19 protein-coding genes are annotated in these 18,375 nt (G+C 63.4%); 12 read left to right on the top strand and 7 right to left on the bottom strand.

What is annotated here, in order from left to right; translation table 11 throughout:
- Positions 1 to 131 precede the first annotated feature (131 nt).
- Positions 132 to 2,192 carry a methyl-accepting chemotaxis protein gene (locus RTCK_RS18330; protein ID WP_142521958.1) on the bottom strand — a complete coding sequence of 687 codons (2,061 nt, stop codon included), beginning with the start codon at positions 2,190 to 2,192 and terminating at the stop codon, positions 132 to 134.
- Between the two features lie 445 nt (positions 2,193 to 2,637).
- On the opposite strand from RTCK_RS18330, the gene rpmH reads away from it, so the two are divergent.
- The 5 genes from rpmH (at position 2,638) to argB (ending at position 6,732) form a co-directional block, all read left to right on the top strand.
- The gene (rpmH, locus tag RTCK_RS18325) at positions 2,638 to 2,775 is read left to right on the top strand and encodes a 50S ribosomal protein L34 (RefSeq protein ID WP_052636689.1); all 138 of its coding nucleotides are present in this window, start codon (positions 2,638 to 2,640) and stop codon (positions 2,773 to 2,775) included.
- 26 nt (positions 2,776 to 2,801) lie between these two features.
- Complete coding sequence (gene rnpA, locus RTCK_RS18320; protein ID WP_142521959.1) at positions 2,802 to 3,194, top strand: ribonuclease P protein component; 393 nt, start codon at positions 2,802 to 2,804, stop codon at positions 3,192 to 3,194.
- A complete protein-coding gene (yidC, locus tag RTCK_RS18315; protein WP_185928050.1) occupies positions 3,191 to 4,984 on the top strand; it encodes a membrane protein insertase YidC in 1,794 nt (597 codons plus the stop codon). The genes rnpA and yidC overlap by 4 nt, the downstream gene beginning before the upstream one ends.
- 123 nt (positions 4,985 to 5,107) lie before the next feature.
- Positions 5,108 to 5,770 carry a ribosome biogenesis GTP-binding protein YihA/YsxC gene (gene yihA / locus RTCK_RS18310; protein WP_142593853.1) on the top strand — a complete coding sequence of 221 codons (663 nt, stop codon included), beginning with the start codon at positions 5,108 to 5,110 and terminating at the stop codon, positions 5,768 to 5,770.
- A 74-nt stretch (positions 5,771 to 5,844) separates the two neighbouring features.
- Positions 5,845 to 6,732 (top strand): acetylglutamate kinase, encoded by an 888-nt coding sequence (gene argB, locus RTCK_RS18305; protein WP_142521962.1) that lies wholly within the window; start codon positions 5,845 to 5,847, stop codon positions 6,730 to 6,732.
- A gap of 9 nt (positions 6,733 to 6,741) precedes the next feature.
- Here the strand turns inward: argB and RTCK_RS18300 are convergent, their stop codons facing one another.
- A complete protein-coding gene (locus RTCK_RS18300) occupies positions 6,742 to 7,656 on the bottom strand; it encodes a DMT family transporter (RefSeq protein ID WP_142593852.1) in 915 nt (304 codons plus the stop codon).
- Between the two features lie 102 nt (positions 7,657 to 7,758).
- On the opposite strand from RTCK_RS18300, the gene RTCK_RS18295 reads away from it, so the two are divergent.
- Both RTCK_RS18295 and RTCK_RS18290 read left to right on the top strand, forming a co-directional pair.
- Positions 7,759 to 8,469 carry a pyrimidine 5'-nucleotidase gene (locus RTCK_RS18295; protein ID WP_142593851.1) on the top strand — a complete coding sequence of 237 codons (711 nt, stop codon included), beginning with the start codon at positions 7,759 to 7,761 and terminating at the stop codon, positions 8,467 to 8,469.
- Between the two features lie 102 nt (positions 8,470 to 8,571).
- On the top strand, positions 8,572 to 9,183 hold the full coding sequence (locus RTCK_RS18290) for an EF-hand domain-containing protein (RefSeq protein ID WP_142593850.1): 612 nt from the start codon (positions 8,572 to 8,574) through the stop codon (positions 9,181 to 9,183).
- A gap of 63 nt (positions 9,184 to 9,246) precedes the next feature.
- On the opposite strand, the gene RTCK_RS18285 is transcribed toward RTCK_RS18290, so the two are convergent.
- Positions 9,247 to 10,107, bottom strand: a complete 861-nt coding sequence (locus tag RTCK_RS18285; protein WP_142593849.1) for an LOG family protein — start codon at positions 10,105 to 10,107, stop codon at positions 9,247 to 9,249.
- 130 nt (positions 10,108 to 10,237) lie between these two features.
- Between RTCK_RS18285 and dapD the strand changes: the two genes are divergently transcribed.
- Genes dapD through RTCK_RS18270 form a run of 3 tightly spaced genes read left to right on the top strand, consistent with a single transcriptional unit; the run spans position 10,238 to position 12,875 of the window.
- Positions 10,238 to 11,092 carry a 2,3,4,5-tetrahydropyridine-2,6-dicarboxylate N-succinyltransferase gene (gene dapD / locus RTCK_RS18280; protein ID WP_142593848.1) on the top strand — a complete coding sequence of 285 codons (855 nt, stop codon included), beginning with the start codon at positions 10,238 to 10,240 and terminating at the stop codon, positions 11,090 to 11,092.
- Between the two features lie 6 nt (positions 11,093 to 11,098).
- Positions 11,099 to 12,295, top strand: a complete 1,197-nt coding sequence (dapE, locus tag RTCK_RS18275) for a succinyl-diaminopimelate desuccinylase (protein ID WP_142593847.1) — start codon at positions 11,099 to 11,101, stop codon at positions 12,293 to 12,295.
- Positions 12,279 to 12,875 (top strand): hypothetical protein, encoded by a 597-nt coding sequence (locus RTCK_RS18270; protein WP_142521969.1) that lies wholly within the window; start codon positions 12,279 to 12,281, stop codon positions 12,873 to 12,875. Before dapE ends, RTCK_RS18270 begins: the two co-directional genes overlap by 17 nt.
- 3 nt (positions 12,876 to 12,878) lie before the next feature.
- On the opposite strand, the gene truA is transcribed toward RTCK_RS18270, so the two are convergent.
- Genes truA through def form a run of 3 tightly spaced genes read right to left on the bottom strand, consistent with a single transcriptional unit; the run spans position 12,879 to position 15,145 of the window.
- Positions 12,879 to 13,634, bottom strand: a complete 756-nt coding sequence (gene truA / locus RTCK_RS18265; RefSeq protein WP_142521970.1) for a tRNA pseudouridine(38-40) synthase TruA — start codon at positions 13,632 to 13,634, stop codon at positions 12,879 to 12,881.
- Positions 13,634 to 14,569, bottom strand: coding sequence for a methionyl-tRNA formyltransferase (fmt, locus tag RTCK_RS18260; protein ID WP_142593846.1), 936 nt, complete (start codon positions 14,567 to 14,569; stop codon positions 13,634 to 13,636). Before fmt ends, truA begins: the two co-directional genes overlap by 1 nt.
- Positions 14,570 to 14,629: 60 nt before the next feature.
- A complete protein-coding gene (def, locus tag RTCK_RS18255; RefSeq protein WP_142593845.1) occupies positions 14,630 to 15,145 on the bottom strand; it encodes a peptide deformylase in 516 nt (171 codons plus the stop codon).
- A gap of 122 nt (positions 15,146 to 15,267) precedes the next feature.
- Here def and RTCK_RS18250 point away from each other — a divergent pair, with 122 nt between their 5' ends.
- Positions 15,268 to 16,470, top strand: coding sequence for a DNA recombination protein RmuC (locus RTCK_RS18250; protein ID WP_142593844.1), 1,203 nt, complete (start codon positions 15,268 to 15,270; stop codon positions 16,468 to 16,470).
- Positions 16,471 to 16,523: 53 nt separating this feature from the next.
- The gene (locus tag RTCK_RS18245) at positions 16,524 to 17,423 is read left to right on the top strand and encodes a ribokinase (RefSeq protein WP_142593843.1); all 900 of its coding nucleotides are present in this window, start codon (positions 16,524 to 16,526) and stop codon (positions 17,421 to 17,423) included.
- On the opposite strand, the gene RTCK_RS18240 is transcribed toward RTCK_RS18245, so the two are convergent.
- A complete protein-coding gene (locus RTCK_RS18240) occupies positions 17,420 to 18,364 on the bottom strand; it encodes a nucleoside hydrolase (RefSeq protein WP_142593842.1) in 945 nt (314 codons plus the stop codon). The two genes, RTCK_RS18245 and RTCK_RS18240, sit on opposite strands and share 4 nt — an antisense overlap.
- Between the last annotated feature and the right edge of the window lie 11 nt (positions 18,365 to 18,375).

Below are 18,375 nucleotides of genomic sequence, written 5' to 3'. Positions count from 1 at the left end.
CTGCCGAACCCCTTCGGCAGCCCGTATCCATCAGCGCCCCCTCGCCCTTTTACCAGTTTTTTCCAAGGGCACAAACAGAACGGGCCGAGGTCTCACCCCGGCCCGTTCCATGACGCGATCCGTCGGACGGATCAGAACTCTTCCCAATCGGCAGCCGCGGCGGCTGCCGATGCGGGAGCGCCGATTCCGAGGGCCTTGGCGATTGCCCCGGTCATCGTCCGTGCCGGTGACGGCCGCGGCCGATCCCACTCCGCCGCCGGACGGGCGGGCGCGGCACCCTTTGCCGCAGGCGCTGCCCGGGGAGCGGGTACGGCCGGCTGGGCAGCACTCGTGCCCTCCCCGATGTGGAACCGGGAGACCATCGAGAGCAGGCCGCCGGCTTCGGCAGAAAGCTTCTGGGTCGCCGCGGACGTTTCCTCGACCATGGCGGCGTTCTGCTGCGTCACCTGGTCCATCTGGTTGATGGCGGTATTGACTTCCTGCAGACCCGTCGCCTGCTCCTTGGCCGCGACCGCGATCGAGTGGATGTGGTCGTTGATGCGCAGCACGCGTGCCTCGATCTCCGACAGGGCCTCGCCGGTCTTCTGGACCAGCCGGACGCCGCCGGCCACTTCCTCGCCGGACTTCGTGATGAGCCCCTTGATGTCCTTGGCCGCGGCCGCGGACCGCTGTGCCAGTTCCCGCACCTCCTGGGCGACGACGGCGAAGCCTTTGCCGGCCTCCCCTGCGCGGGCGGCCTCCACGCCGGCATTCAGCGCAAGCAGGTTCGTCTGGAAGGCGATTTCATCGATGACATTTGTGATCTGGGCAATTTCGTTCGACGCCTGCTCGATGCGGCCCATGGCCTCGACGGCGCTGCGGACAACGGCGCCGGACTGGACGGCGCTCTCCTTGGCCTCACCGACCATGACGGTTGCCTCCTGGGCACGCTCGGTAGAGGTGCGGACGACGGCCGTAATCTCGTCCAGGGCGGCGGAGGTCTCCTCCAGTGCGGCAGCCTGCTGTTCCGTCCGCTTCGACAGATCGTTGGTCGCGCTGCTGAGCTCATTGGAACTGCTGTTGATCGTGCTGGTGCTGACGCGCACATTCTGCATGGCCTGCCGGAGGCTCTCCACGGCGGCGTTCACGTTTGCCTGGAGCTCGGCGAAGGCGCCAAGGAAATTACCCGCCATGGTCTGGGTGAGGTCACCCTCCGCCAGAGCTTTGACGACCCGACCGGTTGCCGAAACGCCTGCCTCGACGCTATCGAGAAGGCTGTCGACATTGCGTGCGAAGGTATCGAGGCTCTCGTCACCGAACTGCTTATCGATACGCTTGCTGAAATCGCCTTCCGCGGCGGCGCTGACCACGGCTTCCATGCGGACCCGCAGATCATCGCTTCGTGCCCGGCTGCCGCTTTCCTGCTCGTTCATACGGGCAACTTCCAGGCCATTCTGCTTGAAGACCTCGACGGCGGCGGCCATGTCGCCGATTTCGTCCTGCCGGCCCTTGCCGGGGATCTCGGTCCCGAAGTCACCGTCTGCAACCCTCTTCATGGTCGTCGTCAGCTCCAGGATCGGGCCACTCAGCTGGCGGCGGCCGATATAGAGACCGAAGCCCGCACCGGCGCCGACACCGAGCAGGACGACGCCCGAAAGCAGCAGGATGACCATCTGATTGAATTGGTCGAGGTCAGCATCCACCGCGGTCAATTCGTCCAGATCGGCCTGGACGACTGCATCGATCTCCGCCTGAAAGGCCTTGCGGTTGTTTCTGTTCGCTTCATTGTTGCCCTGCTCGTTCCCTGCCTCGGGGCCGACTTCCGTTCCCAGGCGCACGGTTTCCGTGCGGAAGGCCTTGAACTCGGCGGCCCGCGCCAGAAGGCTGTCGAAGGAGGCGCGCTGGTGCTCCGGGACTTCGGTCTTCCAGTTCTCCAGCAGTGCATCCATCTTCTGCAGGTTCTTCAGAAGGCCTTCTCCGAACTTGGCAGCCTCTTCCTTCGTATCCGACGCGTATATGCCGCGCGCTTCCATGACCACGGCCGTCACCAGCCTGTTGAGACTCTCGCCCATATGCGCCCGGTGAGCCGCCGTCTCGTATTGCTGCATGCGGGCGCGGGATTCCGTCATCGCAAACACGGAGAGTGCGCCCACGACCAGGGACACGGCACTCATCAGACCAACAAGAAGATTGATCTTACCTCGGATTCTCATCGCATTCCCTTTTCTAGTCATGACTTCAAGATCAGGGGGATTCGCGAGAAACCCCTCAAGATTAAGTGCTAGAATTGGCATGAGCGAATTAAGAAAGGCTTTAGCTTGCTGGCGTCGCCGGCCCGCATCCGCCGCCACCTCCCGGCGCTAAGTCCCTGTTCGACTGGTGATTTTGTGTCCGAGGCTGGCAGACTCCAGGGGACTGCTAATTCTCACCCCTCATTTCGAGGAGGCCCGATGCGCGTCCCCTCCTGGCACCGGACGTATCCGCACCCAGGTGACCTCCAGACCCCGCCGCCGATTGACTTCTGTCCAGAAGTTCTCTTATAAGCCGCGCACGTTCAGCCTCACCGTCTCGCACGACTGCGAGCTATCGCCGAACGTTTTCGAAACGCTCTTGCCCTATGGCAATCAAGAAGGGCCGCACACCGCGGTATTAAAATAAATGTCGAAGCGTACCTATCAACCGTCCAAGCTTGTCCGCAAGCGCCGCCACGGCTTCCGGGCCCGCATGGCGACCAATGGTGGCCGCAAGGTTCTTGCAGCTCGTCGCGCACGCGGCCGCAAGCGTCTGTCGGCCTAAGGGCGGGCGTGCCCGACAACCGGGCAATGACGAACGGAAAGACATCCAAGACGACTGTCGGGCGGCTGAAGAGCCGGCCGCAGTTTCTTGCCGTGCGTACGGGTGAAAGCCGGCGAGGCCGAACCTTTCTTCTGGAAGTCCTGGACCGTCAGGCCCCGGATTCACCACCACGCGTCGGTTTCACCGTTACCAAGAAGCACGGCAATGCCGTGGCGCGAAACCGCATGCGCCGACGCCTCAAGGAGGCGGTACGGCAGAGCGCCGGGTTTGCAATGAAAGCCGGACACGACTATGTCATTGTCGCGCGACGGGAGGTCCTGACGGTACCGTTCGCAGAACTCACTGCACAACTCGCCGAGCGGATCAACGGCCGGCCGCGACCGAAACGGTCCGAGGAGACCCGTTCCAGGAAAGCATGATGGAAAAGAACCGCAATTACTTCATTGCGATCGCCCTCTCGGTAGTGATCGTCCTTGCTTGGCAATTCCTCTACATGAACCCGAGGATGGAAGCGCAGCAGCGCGCGCTAGAGGCTCAGCAGGCCTTGCAGGGCGAAGCCGCGCAGCCCGTGACGCCGGAAAGCCCAGGCGCGACAGTGAGCGGCAATCTTCCAGGCGGCAACCAGGCGCAGGCGACGCAGAACCGTGAGCAGGCCGTGGCGGCAAGCCCACGCGTCGCCATCGATACTCCCGCGCTTTCCGGCTCCATCAATCTTCTCGGCGCGCGTTTCGACGACCTGAAGCTGCGCGAATACAACGAGACCGTCGATGAGGAGAGCCCGATCATCACCCTCTTCTCCCCAGCCAATACGGCTGACGGCTATTTCACCGAACTCGGCTTCGTCCAGAGCGACAACTCCGGCTCCGTGCCGGGTCCGTCGACGCAGTGGACGCTCGCGAGCGGCGAGAAGCTGACGGTTGAGACCCCGGTCGTCCTCACGTTCACCAACGAGAAGGGCGTGGTCTTCACTCGCACCATCTCGGTCGATGAGCACTACATGTTGAGCGTCGCGGACAAGGTGGAGAACCCGACCGCCGAGGCCATATCGCTTGCCCCCTATGGCCGCGTCACGCGCTACAACAAGCCTGCGACCCCTTCCGTCTACGTCATCCACGAAGGCTTCATCGGCGTGCTCGGCGAGACCGGTCTGATGGAGGAAAGCTACGACGACGTCGAAGAGGAAGCGATCGCCAATGCGAAAGCCACGGGTGGCTGGCTTGGCATCACAGACAAGTACTGGGCCGCCACTCTCATCCCGCCGCAGTCCCTGCCCTACGAATCCCGCTTCTCCCATTTCAAGGACGGGCAGCCGCGCTACCAGGCAGACTTCCGCAGCGATGCGCTGACGATAGAGCCAAACCAGTCCGCCGAGGTAACCAACCTCGTCTTCGCCGGCGCCAAGGAAGTTCCGCTGGTCGACCAGTACGAAGAGCAGTACTCGATCCCGCGCTTCGAGCTCCTGATCGACTGGGGCTGGTTCTACTTCATCACCAAGCCGATGTTCCACCTGATGGACTTCTTCTTCCGCTACTTCGGAAACTTCGGCGTGGCGATCCTCATGACGACGATCGTCGTCAAGGCGATCTTCTTCCCGCTGGCCAGCAAGCAGTACGCCTCCATGGCCAATATGAAGCGCGTGCAGCCGAAGATGGAAGAGCTGAAGGCCAAGCACGGTGATGACCGCATGGCCATGCAGCAGGCGATGATGCAGCTCTACAAGGAGGAGAAGATCAACCCGATCGCCGGCTGCTGGCCGATCCTCCTGCAGATCCCGGTGTTCTTCGCTCTCTACAAGGTGATCTACGTCACGATCGAGATGCGGCATGCGCCGTTCTTCGGCTGGATCCAGGATCTGTCCGCACCGGATCCGACGTCGCTCTTCAACCTGTTCGGCCTTCTGCCCTACGACGTGCCCGGCTTCCTGCTGATCGGCGTCTGGCCGCTGATCATGGGCGTCACCATGTGGCTGCAGATGCGCATGAACCCGACGCCTCCGGATCCGACCCAGGCGATGATCTTCAACTGGATGCCGTTGATCTTCACCTTCATGCTGGCGACCTTCCCGGCAGGCCTCGTCATCTACTGGGCGTGGAACAACACGCTTTCGATCATGCAGCAGGCGCTGATCATGAAGCGCCACGGCGCGAAGATCGAACTCTTCGACAACATCAAGGGCATGTTCCGGCGAAAACCGGCCCCCAACAAGTAACCTGGAAGCCCCGGTTCGCCGGGGCTTTTCTTTGCCGGACAGTGCCGGTTTCGTGGACCCGCAACTTGACAATGTCGGCCAAAAACCGGAAGCCGTCCCTTCCACAGCGACAGGACGACCACCATGCCCGCGCCAACGACTCCGGACGACAAGCCGCTCTTCGGCCGCCCGTGGATCTTCATCCGCGGCGTTCCCTCGCTGAAATTCCTGCCGCCGGAGGGTCCCCTTGAAGTGGCCTTCGCCGGCCGCTCGAATGTCGGAAAGTCATCACTGATCAACGCGCTGGTGGGGCACAAGGGGCTGGCACGCACCTCCAACACGCCGGGCCGTACCCAGGAACTCAACTACTTCGTGCCGCAGGGCTATTCGGGTGAAGGGGACGACCTGCCGCCGATGGCGCTCGTCGACATGCCGGGCTACGGTTATGCGCAGGCGCCGAAGGACCAGGTGGATGCCTGGACGAAGCTCGTCTTCGACTATCTGCGCGGCCGCGCGACGTTGAAACGCGTCTATGTGCTGATCGACAGCCGCCACGGCATCAAGAAGAACGACGAGGAGGTTCTGGACCTGCTCGACAAGGCAGCCGTTTCCTACCAGATCGTGCTGACGAAGATCGACAAGATCAAGGAGGCCGGCGTGCCGAGGCTGGTTTCGGAGACGGCCGATAAGATCCGCAAGCGGCCGGCGGCCTATCCGGATATTCTCGCGACATCCTCGGAGAAGTCGAAGGGCGTGGACGAGTTGCGCCGGGCCATTGCGCATACGATCGGCTACGCCACCGTGTGACACCGCATTCGCCGCCGGTTTCATCTGTCACGAACCTGCGCTAAAACGCGCCAACGCAGATCACGGGGAATTTCATGAGCGCCACAGACAGCGAACTTCAGGCGAAACTTCTGGCCCAGGCGCTGCCCTACATGCAGCGCTACGAAAACAAGACGATCGTCGTGAAGTATGGCGGCCACGCCATGGGCGACAGCGAGCTCGGCAAGGCATTCGCCGCGGACATCGCGCTTCTGAAGCAGTCCGGCGTCAACCCGATCGTCGTGCATGGCGGCGGCCCGCAGATCGGCGCGATGCTCTCCAAGATGGGCATCGAATCCAAGTTCGAAGGCGGCTTGCGTGTCACCGATGCGAAGACGGTCGAGATCGTTGAAATGGTGCTGGCCGGCTCCATCAACAAGGAGATCGTCGCGCTCATCAACCAGACCGGCGAATGGGCGATCGGCCTGTGCGGCAAGGACGGCAACATGGTCTTCGCCGAAAAGGCGAAGAAGACCATCGTCGATCCGGATTCGAACATCGAACGGGTGCTGGATCTCGGCTTCGTCGGCGAGGTCGTCGAAGTCGACCGCACGCTTCTCGACCTGCTCGCCAAGTCGGAGATGATCCCCGTCATCGCTCCCGTGGCGCCCGGCCGCGACGGCGCTACCTACAATATCAATGCCGACACCTTCGCGGGGGCAATCGCCGGCGCGCTTCGTGCCACCCGACTGCTGTTCCTGACCGATGTGCCCGGCGTTCTCAACAAGCAGGGCGAACTGATCAAGGAACTGTCGGTCGCCGAGGCGCAGGCGCTGATCAAGGATGGGACGATCTCCGGCGGCATGATCCCGAAGGTCGAAACCTGCATCGACGCCATCAAGGCGGGCGTGCAGGGGGTCGTCATCCTCAACGGAAAGACCGCCCATTCAGTGCTGCTGGAGATCTTCACCGAGCATGGTGCCGGCACGCTGATCGTGCCCTAACGGGCGAGATCAGATCAGCACCAGCGCCAGGATCCCGAGTACGATCAGCACGCAGCCGGCAATCTCCAGCCGGTTGATGTGCTCCTTGAACACGAAGACGGACGAGGCGAATGTGAAGAGCATCTCCACCTGCGCCAGTGCCTTGATGACAGCCGCCGGCTGAAGCGTCATCGCCGTGAACCAGCCGAAGGACGCGGTGGCGCCGACGAAGCCGACCAGCAGTGCCGGCCGCCAGGCGGCGGCGATCTGCTGCAACTCCCGGCGCTCCCTGACGATGATCCAGGCAAGCATGGCGACCGCCTGCATGACGATAACCACCATCAGCGTGTAGCCCGCCTGCACCACGGGATCGGGCGCGGGAAGGCTGGGAGCAAGCGACAGCGAGGCATATCGGTAGGAGACGCCCGAGATGCCGAAGAGGAAACCGGACAGGAGCCCGAAAACTGCCGTGCGGCTGCCGACGGATGTGACGAGCGATCTGGGCGTCAATTCGGTCCTCGCCACCGAAATCAGCATCACGCCGACGACGGAGATGGCAATGGCTATGACCGTGCCCGCCGTCACCGTCTCGCCGACCAGAACGAGGGCCACCAGCGCAGCCTGAGCGGGCTCCGTGCGCGAATAGGCCGTTCCCACCGCGAAATTCCGGAAGGCGAAGATATAGACCAGCAGGAAGGTCGCGCCAATCTGGGCGAATCCGCCGGCAACCGCCCAGATGAGGAATGAAAGATTGGGCACCGGCATGGGCCGCCCGAGACCCCAATGGAGGATAGCCATGTAGGCTAAAGCGAAGGGCACGCCATAGCCGAAGCGCACGAAGGTGGCACCTGTTGTGCTCAGACGTCCCCGCAGATGCTTCTGCAGGGCAGACCGCATGTTCTGCAGGAAAGCCGAGGCGACGGTGATGGGAATCCAAAGTTCCATGACGATGGCCGCTAGCACCCCCTGCGCGCTTCGCCAAGCTCACTTTCGGGCCGAACCGGAGTTTGCCGTTTTCTTTCATCGCGCCACGGTGCATAACGCGGCATGACCAAGCCCAAGCGATCCCCCGTAGCTGCCGATTTCGCCCATATCCGTGACTGGGTGTTCGACCTCGACAACACGCTCTATCCGCATCATGTCAACCTGTTCGCGCAGATCGACCAGAACATGACCGCCTATGTTTCAGAACTGCTGCAGTTGGAGCGGGAGGAGGCCAGGGCGCTGCAGAAGCGTTACTATCACGAACACGGGACGACCCTGCAGGGGTTGATGCTGAACCACGGGATCAATCCCGACGCGTTTCTGGAGCGGGCGCATGCGATCGACTACTCCGCGCTCCTGCCGCATCCGGAGCTGGGCGAGGCAATCAAGGCGCTGCCGGGGCGCAAGTTCATCTTCACCAACGGCAGCGTGCCGCATGCCGAAGCGGCTGCCCGCGCGCTCGGGATCCTCGATCACTTCGATGACATCTTCGACATCGTGGCTGCCGACTATATTCCGAAGCCCGCCGGCGCGACCTATGACAAGTTCGCCAGCCTGCACAGGGTGGATACGCGCCATGCCGCCATGTTCGAGGATCTGCCCCGCAACCTGAAGGTTCCGAAGGCGCTGGGCATGCGCACCGTGCTTCTGGCACCGCGCAACCTGGACGACGTTCTGGTGGAGCGTTGGGAGGTGCTGTCGGAGGAGGACGACCACATCGACTACCTCACCGACGACCTGCAAGGCTTCCTCTCGGCGCTTGCGGCACGCTGACACGTTACCGAAAGTTCATCCAGATTACGGATGTTTAAGTGGTTCCTCCGCCGGACCGGCCATAGCTTGAAGCTATAGAGCAACCGAGGAAGGAGCCTCTCCATGAAGACCCGCAAGATCGTACTCGCCTCACTTGCCGCTGTTCTCGTCGCCGGTACCGCCGCGCCGAGCTTCGCCGGCCCAGGGCGCGACGGCCCCGGCCGGCACGCCGGCAGAGGCGGCATGATGCAGGAGATGACCTTTATCCGCCTGCTGAAGACGGCAGACGCCGACAAGGATGCCAAGATCACCAAGGAAGAGGTCTCGGCAAGACAGGACGCGCTGTTCAACGAGATCGACACCGACAAGGATGGCAACCTGATCCCCGGTGAACTCCGTGCCTATCGCAAGGCCAAGATGGAGGAGTTCCGAAAGGAACGGGCAGAGCGGCGCGAGGAACGTCGACAGGAGACAGCACAGGCTGGAGAAGAAGCTGACAGCCAGGACCGCGCAGAGCGCCGCGGAGACCGTGACCGTCGGCACGGTGGACACCGCTGGGGCATGCACCATGGCCGCATGGGCGGTATGCAACTGATACGCCATGCGGACACTGACGAAAACGGCCAGTTCAGCAAGGCCGAAGTGGGTGCCGCCGTCGACAAGCTGTTCACCCGCATGGACCGCAATGGAGACAACGCGATCACCATCGACGACATGCCGGACCGCCCCTTCTAATCGCCGCGATTAGAACGGCACGTCGTTGAACCCGCCCCACCGCCAGGGGCGGGTTTCTTCGTTCTAATGCTCGTAGTAGTCGCCGATGATCTTCCAAGCCTCCTCAGCGGTCTCGACGAAACTGATGAGGTCGATATCTTCCGGCGCGATCGTGCCGAAATCGGCCAAAGCCTGCCAATTGACGATCCGGTGCCAGAAGTCCTTGCCGAAAAGGATGAAGGGGATTTTCTCCATGCGTCCCGTCTGGATGAGGGTCAGGGCTTCGAACATCTCGTCCATCGTGCCGAATCCGCCTGGAAATATGACGATCGCCTTTGCCCGCATCATCAGGTGCATCTTGCGGATCGCGAAATAGTGGAAGTTGAGGCTGAGTTCCGGAGTGACGTAGGGATTGGGCGCCTGCTCATGCGGCAGGACAATATTGAAGCCCACCGTCGGAGCTCCGGCCTCCGAAGCGCCCCGATTGCCCGCCTCCATGACGCCCGGCCCGCCGCCCGTCACCACCACATATTCCTGATGGTCGTATTTCTCGCCGTGCAGGGCGCACAGCTTGGCAAACTTGCGCGCCTCCTCGTAATAGGCGGAGGCTGCTTCGAGGTTCTTGCGCTGGGTCTCGTTCCGGGCAGCCCAGGCCGCTTGTCCGGGTGCCGGAATGCGGGCGCCACCGAACAATACGACCGTCGACTTGATGCCATTCTCGGCAAGGACCATCTCGGCCTTGAGAAGTTCCAGTTGGAGCCGTACCGGTCGCAGTTCCTCGCGGCAGAGGAACTCGTCGTCGGCATAGGCGAGGCGATAGGAAGGCGACATCGACTGCGGCGTCTGCGGCACGCCGGCGGCACTCTGCCGGTCGGTAGAACTGTCCTTCAGTGGGTCCCATACCCCGTCCTTACGCCGCGGTTCGTCCTTCTTGAGCTTCGCCATGTCCTGCCTTTCAAGTCGGGCGCAATGCGCCAATTCACATTGACGGTGGAGTGACCGTCGCATAGATCAATCATCATCATCTGGCCAGCCGCCGGCCCCTATCCTACCCATGCGACGTTAAGGACTTGCCATGAGCAGCACGGATCTCACCTCTCTGGAGATGACCATCGAGACAGCCTTCGAACAACGAGAGGGCGTTTCGGTTTCGACGAAGGGAGAGGTTCGGGATGCCGTCGATGCCGCGCTGAACCTTCTCGACTCCGGCAAGGCGCGTGTGGCGGAGCGTCAGGCGGACGGATCGTGGAAAGTCAACCAGTGGCTGAAGAAGGCCGTGCTCCTGTCGTTCCGCCTGAACGACATGGAGGTTGTCAAGGGGGGCCCCGGCCAGTCCACCTGGTGGGACAAGGTTCCATCGAAGTTCGAGGGCTGGGGCGAGAGCGAGTTTCGGGCTGCCGCTTTCCGCGCCGTGCCGAACGCCGTGGTACGCCGTTCGGCCTACATTGCGCCGAACGTCGTGCTGATGCCGTCCTTCGTGAACCTCGGCGCCTATGTGGGCGAAGGCACGATGGTCGATACCTGGGCGACCGTGGGCTCCTGCGCACAGATCGGCAAGAACGTGCATCTCTCCGGCGGCGTCGGCATCGGCGGCGTGCTTGAGCCCATGCAGGCCGGCCCGACGATCATCGAGGACAACTGCTTCATCGGCGCTCGTTCCGAGGTCGTCGAAGGCTGCATCATCCGCGAAGGGTCGGTGCTCGGTATGGGCGTCTTCATCGGCAAGTCCACCAAGATCGTCGACCGCGCCACGGGCGAGATCACCTATGGCGAAGTTCCCCCCTATTCGGTCGTGGTCGCGGGAACGATGCCGGGCAAGCCCTTCCCCAACGGCGAACCCGGCCCGAACCTCTATTGCGCGGTCATCGTCAAGCGCGTCGACGAGAAGACGCGCTCCAAGACGGGCATCAACGAGTTGTTGCGAGACTGATCGGCAATGGCTGCCACCGATCCCGTAGAAAACCTCCAGGCACTGATCCGCTGCCCTTCGGTAACGCCCGCGGAAGGTGGAGCCCTGACCGCTCTCGAAGCCATGCTGTCGCCGCTCGGCTTCCGCGTCGAGCGGATGGTGGCAAGTGCCGCCGGCACGCCGGACGTGGAGAACCTCTATGCGCGGATCGGCAGCGACGGCCCTCACCTGATGTTTGCCGGCCATACCGACGTCGTTCCGCCGGGCGACGAGGCCGATTGGTCGCATCCTCCTTTTGCAGCCGATATCGACGGCGGGATGCTGTACGGTCGCGGCGCCGTCGACATGAAGGGCGGGATCGCCTGCTTCGTGGCGGCTGTCGCCCGCCATATCGAGGCGCATGGAGCCCCGGAGGGTTCGATCTCCTTCCTGATCACCGGCGACGAGGAAGGCCCGTCGATCAACGGCACGGAAAAACTGCTCAAATGGGCCGCGGACAAGGGCGAGACCTGGGATGCCTGCCTTGTCGGAGAGCCCACCAATCCGGACGTCCTCGGCGACATGATCAAGATCGGCCGGCGCGGCTCGCTTTCCGGACGGATCACCGTGCAGGGCGTACAGGGCCACTCCGCCTACCCGCATCTTGCCGACAATCCGGTCCGTGGACTGCTTCAGTTGACCCATGCCTTGATGGAGCAGCCTTACGACAACGGCACGAAGGACTTTCCGGCTTCCAACATGGAAGTCACCTCCGTCGATACCGGCAATCCCGCCGTCAACGTCATTCCGGCCAAGGCGACCGCGGCATTCAACATCCGCTTCAACGACACCTGGACGGTCGAGAGCCTGCAAACGGAAATTCTGCGCCGCCTCGATACCGCAGCCTCTCAGGGCACATTGCGGCCGGGGCGCGACCCGGTCCGTTACGACATCACATGGAACGAGCGTCCGAGCCATGTCTTCCTGACGCACAGCGACGCCTTGATCGGGTCACTCAGCGAGGCGATCGAGAACGTCACGTCGCGCCGGCCGGCGCTCTCCACCACCGGCGGCACCTCCGATGCCCGCTTCATCAAGGACTATTGCCCGGTGGTGGAATTCGGCCTCGTCGGCCAGACCATGCACATGGTCGACGAACGGGTGGCGGTGGCGGATCTCGAACTCCTCACCGATATCTATGGCAGTTTCATCTCCAACTGGTTCCGCCATGCCCGGAGCATTTGAGGTCAGATACTACCTCGCCGGCCTCTGGCAACTCGTCCGGGGAGATGCAGCCGGGCTCCAGAAACTCGACATCTCCGACCGCGGCCTGCTGCGCTCCTTCTGGGCCATCGTCTGGTGCCTCCCCGCCATGGCGATCTCCTGGCTCTGGTGGAGGGAACTCTATCTGCGGGGCATGCCGCGGGACACGGAACTGGGCGGCATCTTCTTTTTCCGGCTGGGCATGCTGGAATTCGCCAACTGGCTGGTGCCGCTGGTACTGATCGGGCTCCTGGCCTTCGCCCTCGGGCTTGGCCGGAAATACCATGCGATGGTCGTGGCGGTGAACTGGCTCTCCGTTCCCTTCGCCTATGCCTATGGCTTGCTCAGCCTTCTGCTGATGCTCGCTCCGGGATTGACGGGCTTCCTGTCGCTGATCTGGCTCTTCCTGATGGTCGCGCTGGTCTTTTCCATATCGCGCATCTTCCGGCTCATCTGTGGGCCACATCCGCTGATGATCGCAACGCTGACCATGGTGCTGATCGTGCCGACCATGCTGCTGTCAGACACGCTGGAGCGTTTCCTCGGAATCTATCCCGGCTGACGGTCAGCCTTCGCCTGGATAGTCGACCTTCATGAAGTAGAGACCTTCCGGAGGCGCCACGGGGCCGCATTCCTTGCGATCCCTCGCCTCCAGCGCTGCGCGCACATCCTCCGGGCTCATCTTCCCCTCACCCGCGAGCTTCAGGGTGCCTGCGAAGGATCGTATCTGGTTGTGCAGGAAGCTCTGGGCCGAAGCACGGATCTCGATCACGTCTGCCTGTCGCGTCACATCCAGCCGATCCAGGGTCCTCACGGGGCTCGTCGCCTGGCAATGGGCGGAGCGGAAGGTGGTGAAGTCGTGGTGGCCCACCAGCATCTGCGCCGCCGCATGCATGGCCTCGTGATCCAGCGGCTTCGGCACCCACCAGGCGCGCTTCGCCTCCAGCGCCAGCGGTGCCGGCCGGTTGATGATGCGGTAGAGGTAGTGGCGCTTGATCGCCGAGAACCGAGCGTCGAACTCATCACCCACCGCCGTCACATCGACGATCGCCACCTTCTCACCGGCCATCCCCAGATGGGCGTTGAGGGCGTTGCGGAGCGTATAGGGCTTCCAATCGCGCGAGAGGTCCGCATGGATGACCTGACCGATCGCATGGACGCCGGAATCCGTGCGGCCGGCACCGCGGATCGAGACGGTCTCTCCCGTCAACGAGAGGATGCCGTTCTGCAGCGCAGCCTGGACCGAATGGCCGTTCTCCTGCATCTGCCAGCCGACATAGGCGGTACCGTCATATTCGACCGTCATGCGGAATCGCGGCATCAGCCGAGCCTCGTGCCGGCGGGCAGCGGCGTACCACGCAGGAAGTCGGCTGCGGCGAGAGGCTTTCCGCCCGCCTTCTGCAGGCGGGTGAGCCGCACGGCGCCGCTGCCGCAGGCGACCGTCAGATTGTCGTCCAGCACGGTTCCTGCCTCGCCTCCCCCTTCAGATACTGCCGAGAGAAGGACCTTGATCCGCTCGGCGCGGCCGTTGATCTCGGCCTCGAACCAGGCGCCGGGAAAAGGCGAGAGACCACGGATGCGGTTGTGCACCTCGATAGCGGGCCGGGAGAAATCGATGCGGGTCTCGCTCTTGTCGATCTTGGCGGCGTACAGGACGCCCTCCTCCGGCTGAGGCGTCAGCGGCAGGTCCCCAGCCTCGAGGCATTCCATCGCTTCCACCATGGCGCGGGCGCCAATCAGCATCAGCTGGTCATGGAGCTCGCCAGCAGTGGCGTTCTCCCCAATCTCCACTTCGCGGGTAAGCGCGACGGGTCCCGTGTCGAGCCCCTTTTCCATCTTCATGATCATCATGCCGGTTTTTCTGTCACCGGCCATGATCGCCCGCTGGATCGGGGCCGCTCCCCGCCAACGCGGCAGGAGCGAGGCGTGGCCGTTATAGCAGCCGAGCCGGGTACCGCTCAGGATCGCCTCGGGCAGAAGCAGGCCATAGGCGACAACCACCGCAACATCGGCGTTCAGGGACCGGAATTGCGCCCGGTCCGCGTCGTCCTTGAAGTTCACCGGAGTATGGACGGGGATACCGAGGAGCTCTGTCGCCTGGTGGACCGGGGACTTCTGCAGGTCGAGGCCGCGGCGTCCGCCCGGACGCGGCGGCTGGCTGTAGACCGCGACGATCTCATGGCCCGCCTCCTTCAGCGCGCGAAGCGTCGGGACCGAGAACTCCGGCGTTCCCATGAAGATGATGCGAAGGCTCATCGCGATCCTGTCTGCACTTGCCGCCCGCGGAGGAGAGCTTTCCGCCCGGCCCTGGACTTACTACACTGCGCGAGAACGGGCGGCCTTGGTGAACTTCTTGATCACCATCTCTCGCTTCAGCCGCGAGATGTGGTCGATGAAGAGCACGCCATTGAGATGGTCGATCTCGTGCTGCAGGCAGGTCGCCAGCAGGCCATCCGCCTGTATCGTCTGCTGTTTCCCCTCGCGGTCGACATAGCTGACCGCCACCATCGCAGGGCGCTCCACTTCCGCATAGTAATCGGGAATGGAGAGGCAGCCTTCTTCGTAGGTCGAACGCTCGTCGGAGGCTCCGACGATTTCCGGGTTGATGAAGACCATCGGCTTGTTCTCTTCGTCCTCCTTGGAGACGTCGATCACCAGCAGGCGGCGCGGGACGCCGATCTGGATGGCCGCCAGCCCGATGCCGGGCGCATCGTACATCGTTTCCAGCATGTCATCTGCGAGGCGGGTGATTTCAGAATCGACCTGTTCGACTGGCTTAGAAACCTGACGCAGGACCGGGTCGGGAAGAATGATAAGGGGCTTGATCGTCATGGCCTCCCATAGCGCATCTTTTTTGCCGATGGAACAGGAGAGGTAGGCCAAGTCCGTCACGGGCCCCTTATATGTTCACCTTTTGATCTTTTCGCCGCAGCGAATTCTGCTAGGGTGGAGCAATGGATAGCTCTACCTCCCTCTTCCGCACCCTCGGACTCCATCCCGAAACGTTCTGGCTTCTAGCTTTGGGCACGGCAGCACTCGCCGCGATTGCGTTCTACCTCGTCGTTTCGTCGCAGCGGAGAGGCGCCGAGCTGGCGCGGCAGGCCACGCAGTCGGAAGCGCGGCTGGCCGAACTGATGCGGAGCCAAGCGGAGATGCAGGGGCGTATCGCCACCATGGCCGAAACCTTGTCGCAGCGTCAATCGGAACTGAACCAGGCGGTGAACCAGCGGCTTGACGGCATGAGCCAACGGCTCGGCAGCACGATCACGGAGCAGACGAAATCGACGCACGAGAACCTTCGCCTCCTGCAGGAGCGGCTGGCCGTTATCGACGCGGCGCAGAACAACATCCAGACGCTGGCGAAGGACGTGGTCGGGCTGCAGGCGATCCTTTCGAACAAGCAGACCCGCGGCGCCTTCGGCCAGGGCCGAATGGAGGCGATCATCGCCGACGGCCTGCCCATCGGCGCCTATGAATTCCAGGGCCAGCTCTCCAATGGCAAGCGGCCGGACTGCCTCGTGCGGATGCCCAACGGCGCACCGCCGCTGGTGATCGACGCGAAGTTTCCGCTGGAAGCATGGAATGCGTTTCGGGAGACCGTGGCGCCGGAAGGGAGAAAGGCCGCCGCGGCGCAGTTCCGACGCGACCTGGAGGTCCACATCCGCGACATTTCGGAGAAGTACCTGATCAACGGCGAGACGCAGGAGATGGCCTTCCTGTTCGTGCCGTCGGAATCGATCTTTGCGGAGATTCACGAGCATTTCGATGCGGTGATCCAGAGGGCGCAGCGGTCGCGGGTCGTCATCGTCTCTCCGTCGCTGCTGATGCTGTCGATCCAGGTCATCCAGGCCGTCCTCAAGGACCAGCGCATGCGCGAGCAGGCGCACCTGATCCAGGGCGAAGTGGCGCTGCTGATGGAAGACCTGGCACGGCTCGACGACAGGACCCGCAAGCTGCAGGGGCATTTTCTTGCCGCACAGCGCGACGTGGAACAGATCCTCACCTCCTCGGACAAGCTTGTCCGGCGCGGCGCCAGGATCGGCGCGCTGGAGCTCGAACAAGCCGCCGAGGCTCCGCGAAGCGTGGGACACGACAAGCCGCACGCGGTAGAGAGCCGCACCGGCCTCCTGAAACTGCGGGTGGTTGACGAGGAGTGACTGGCTCGGGCAGTGTCGCCACCTACTCCGGACGACGCAGAGAGACCCGCAGCATGATCACCGTCCTCGGCTCCATCAACATGGACCTCATCGCAACCACCGACCGCCTGCCCGAGCCGGGTGAGACGGTTGCCGGCAACAGTTTCGCCACGGCCGCCGGGGGCAAGGGCGCCAACCAGGCGCTGGCGGCACGGCGTGCCGGAAATGGCGTGCGCATGGCGGCCGCGGTGGGCAGGGACGAGTTCGCGGAGCCGGCGCTCGCGCTCCTTGATCAGGCAGGCGTCGATCTATCCGCCATCCGCCGTGTGGAGGGTCCGACCGGCACCGCTCTCATCCTGGTCGGCGGTACCGGTGAGAACATGATCGCCGTGGTCGCGGGCGCGAATGGAACCCTCGACGAGCAGCAGGCTCGCGCGGCGGTCGAGGCCATGTCGCAGGGTGATGTGCTGATGCTCCAACTCGAGGTACCCGCCGCTGCGGTGGAGGCTGCCTTGCAGGTAGCAAAGGCGAAGGGCGTCAGTTCCATCCTGAACACCGCGCCTATTACTGCGGAGGCCGCAAGGCTGGCAAGGCTTGCGGACGTGGTCATCGCCAACGAGACCGAATTCGAGCTCCTGACGGGCCGGGCGGACCTGCAGCCTGCGGAGCGCGAAGACGCGCTGCAGACGATGAACGCGCAGACGGGACAGACCTTCATCGTCACCCTTGGCGCCGAGGGCGTCATCGCCGCGCAGGACGGCCGGTTGCACCGTGCTCGGGGTCTGGAGATCCAGCCGGTCGATACGGTTGGCGCCGGCGATACGTTCTGCGGCTATCTGGCTGCCGGGCTGGATGCGGGACTGGCGTTCGACGACATGTTGCGCCGCGCTGCCGTCGCCGGCTCCCTCGCCTGCCTCAAGCCGGGCGCACAACCTTCCATTCCGACGGCGGCGGAGGTTGCCGCCCGTCTCTAAAGACGGCCGACCCTTTCCGTCAGCAGGTCGAAGAAGCCATCGGCGTCGACGTTCCGCATGACCATGGCATTCGGCTTGCGTCCCGAAACCCGCCACCAATCGACGACCGTCATCCCAACAGTCAGATCGGACTGCGTCTCGATTTCGACATTGCAGTGACGGCCGGAGAAGAGGTCCGGCTTCAGGAGATAGGCGATCACCGTCGGGTCATGGAGCGGCCCGCCGTCGGAACCGTATTTTTCCTCGTCAAAGCGTTCGAAAAAGGCGAGCCAATCGACGAGGACCTGCGCCGGCCGCGTGCCCAGAGCGGCGATCCTCGCGACACGGTCCTTGCGGGTAAGAAGCTGGTGGGTGACGTCGAGCGGCATCATCACGATCGGGATGCCTGAAGCGAACACGGCTGCCGCCGCTTCCGGATCGACGTAGATGTTGAATTCCGCAGCCGGCGTGATGTTGCCGCCCTCGAAGAAGCCGCCCCCCATCATCACAAGTTCCCGGACGCGCCCCGCGATCGCAGGCTGCATCTGAAGCGCCAGCGCAACGTTCGTCAGAGGCCCGAGCGTGCAGAGCGTCACGCTGCCGGCGGGCTCCCGCATCACCGTCTCGACGATGAAATCCACCGCATGCTGCGGCTCTACCGTCATCGTCGGCTCCGGCAGTTCCGCCCCGTCCAGGCCGGTCCGGCCATGCACATGTTCCGCCGTCACCTGCTTGCGCAGGATCGGATGCTTCGCGCCCTCGTAGACGGGCATGTCCTGGCGCCCGCAGAGTTCGCAGACGATCCTCACGTTCCGGCTGGTCAGGGACAAGGGCACATTGCCCGCTACCGCACAGAGCCCGAGCACCTCGAGCTCGTCCGGGCTCGCAAACGCCAGCATGATGGCCGCGGCGTCATCCTGACCCGGATCCGTATCGATGATGATCTTCCTGCGCTGCGCCATGGCAGATTCCC

It is taken from the genome of Pseudorhizobium endolithicum, from assembly GCF_902153245.2.
Taxonomy (GTDB): domain Bacteria; phylum Pseudomonadota; class Alphaproteobacteria; order Rhizobiales; family Rhizobiaceae; genus Neorhizobium; species Neorhizobium endolithicum.
This window is presented reverse-complemented; position numbering and strand designations above follow the sequence as displayed.

Coding starts and splice junctions, on each gene's coding strand:
- RTCK_RS18330 (WP_142521958.1), bottom strand. CDS start 2,192: ATGAGAATCCGAGGTAAGATCAATCTTCTTGTTGGTCTGATGAGTGCC.
- rpmH (WP_052636689.1), top strand. CDS start 2,638: ATGTCGAAGCGTACCTATCAACCGTCCAAGCTTGTCCGCAAGCGCCGC.
- rnpA (WP_142521959.1), top strand. CDS start 2,802: ATGACGAACGGAAAGACATCCAAGACGACTGTCGGGCGGCTGAAGAGC.
- yidC (WP_185928050.1), top strand. CDS start 3,191: ATGATGGAAAAGAACCGCAATTACTTCATTGCGATCGCCCTCTCGGTA.
- yihA (WP_142593853.1), top strand. CDS start 5,108: ATGCCCGCGCCAACGACTCCGGACGACAAGCCGCTCTTCGGCCGCCCG.
- argB (WP_142521962.1), top strand. CDS start 5,845: ATGAGCGCCACAGACAGCGAACTTCAGGCGAAACTTCTGGCCCAGGCG.
- RTCK_RS18300 (WP_142593852.1), bottom strand. CDS start 7,656: ATGGAACTTTGGATTCCCATCACCGTCGCCTCGGCTTTCCTGCAGAAC.
- RTCK_RS18295 (WP_142593851.1), top strand. CDS start 7,759: ATGACCAAGCCCAAGCGATCCCCCGTAGCTGCCGATTTCGCCCATATC.
- RTCK_RS18290 (WP_142593850.1), top strand. CDS start 8,572: ATGAAGACCCGCAAGATCGTACTCGCCTCACTTGCCGCTGTTCTCGTC.
- RTCK_RS18285 (WP_142593849.1), bottom strand. CDS start 10,107: ATGGCGAAGCTCAAGAAGGACGAACCGCGGCGTAAGGACGGGGTATGG.
- dapD (WP_142593848.1), top strand. CDS start 10,238: ATGAGCAGCACGGATCTCACCTCTCTGGAGATGACCATCGAGACAGCC.
- dapE (WP_142593847.1), top strand. CDS start 11,099: ATGGCTGCCACCGATCCCGTAGAAAACCTCCAGGCACTGATCCGCTGC.
- RTCK_RS18270 (WP_142521969.1), top strand. CDS start 12,279: ATGCCCGGAGCATTTGAGGTCAGATACTACCTCGCCGGCCTCTGGCAA.
- truA (WP_142521970.1), bottom strand. CDS start 13,634: ATGCCGCGATTCCGCATGACGGTCGAATATGACGGTACCGCCTATGTC.
- fmt (WP_142593846.1), bottom strand. CDS start 14,569: ATGAGCCTTCGCATCATCTTCATGGGAACGCCGGAGTTCTCGGTCCCG.
- def (WP_142593845.1), bottom strand. CDS start 15,145: ATGACGATCAAGCCCCTTATCATTCTTCCCGACCCGGTCCTGCGTCAG.
- RTCK_RS18250 (WP_142593844.1), top strand. CDS start 15,268: ATGGATAGCTCTACCTCCCTCTTCCGCACCCTCGGACTCCATCCCGAA.
- RTCK_RS18245 (WP_142593843.1), top strand. CDS start 16,524: ATGATCACCGTCCTCGGCTCCATCAACATGGACCTCATCGCAACCACC.
- RTCK_RS18240 (WP_142593842.1), bottom strand. CDS start 18,364: ATGGCGCAGCGCAGGAAGATCATCATCGATACGGATCCGGGTCAGGAT.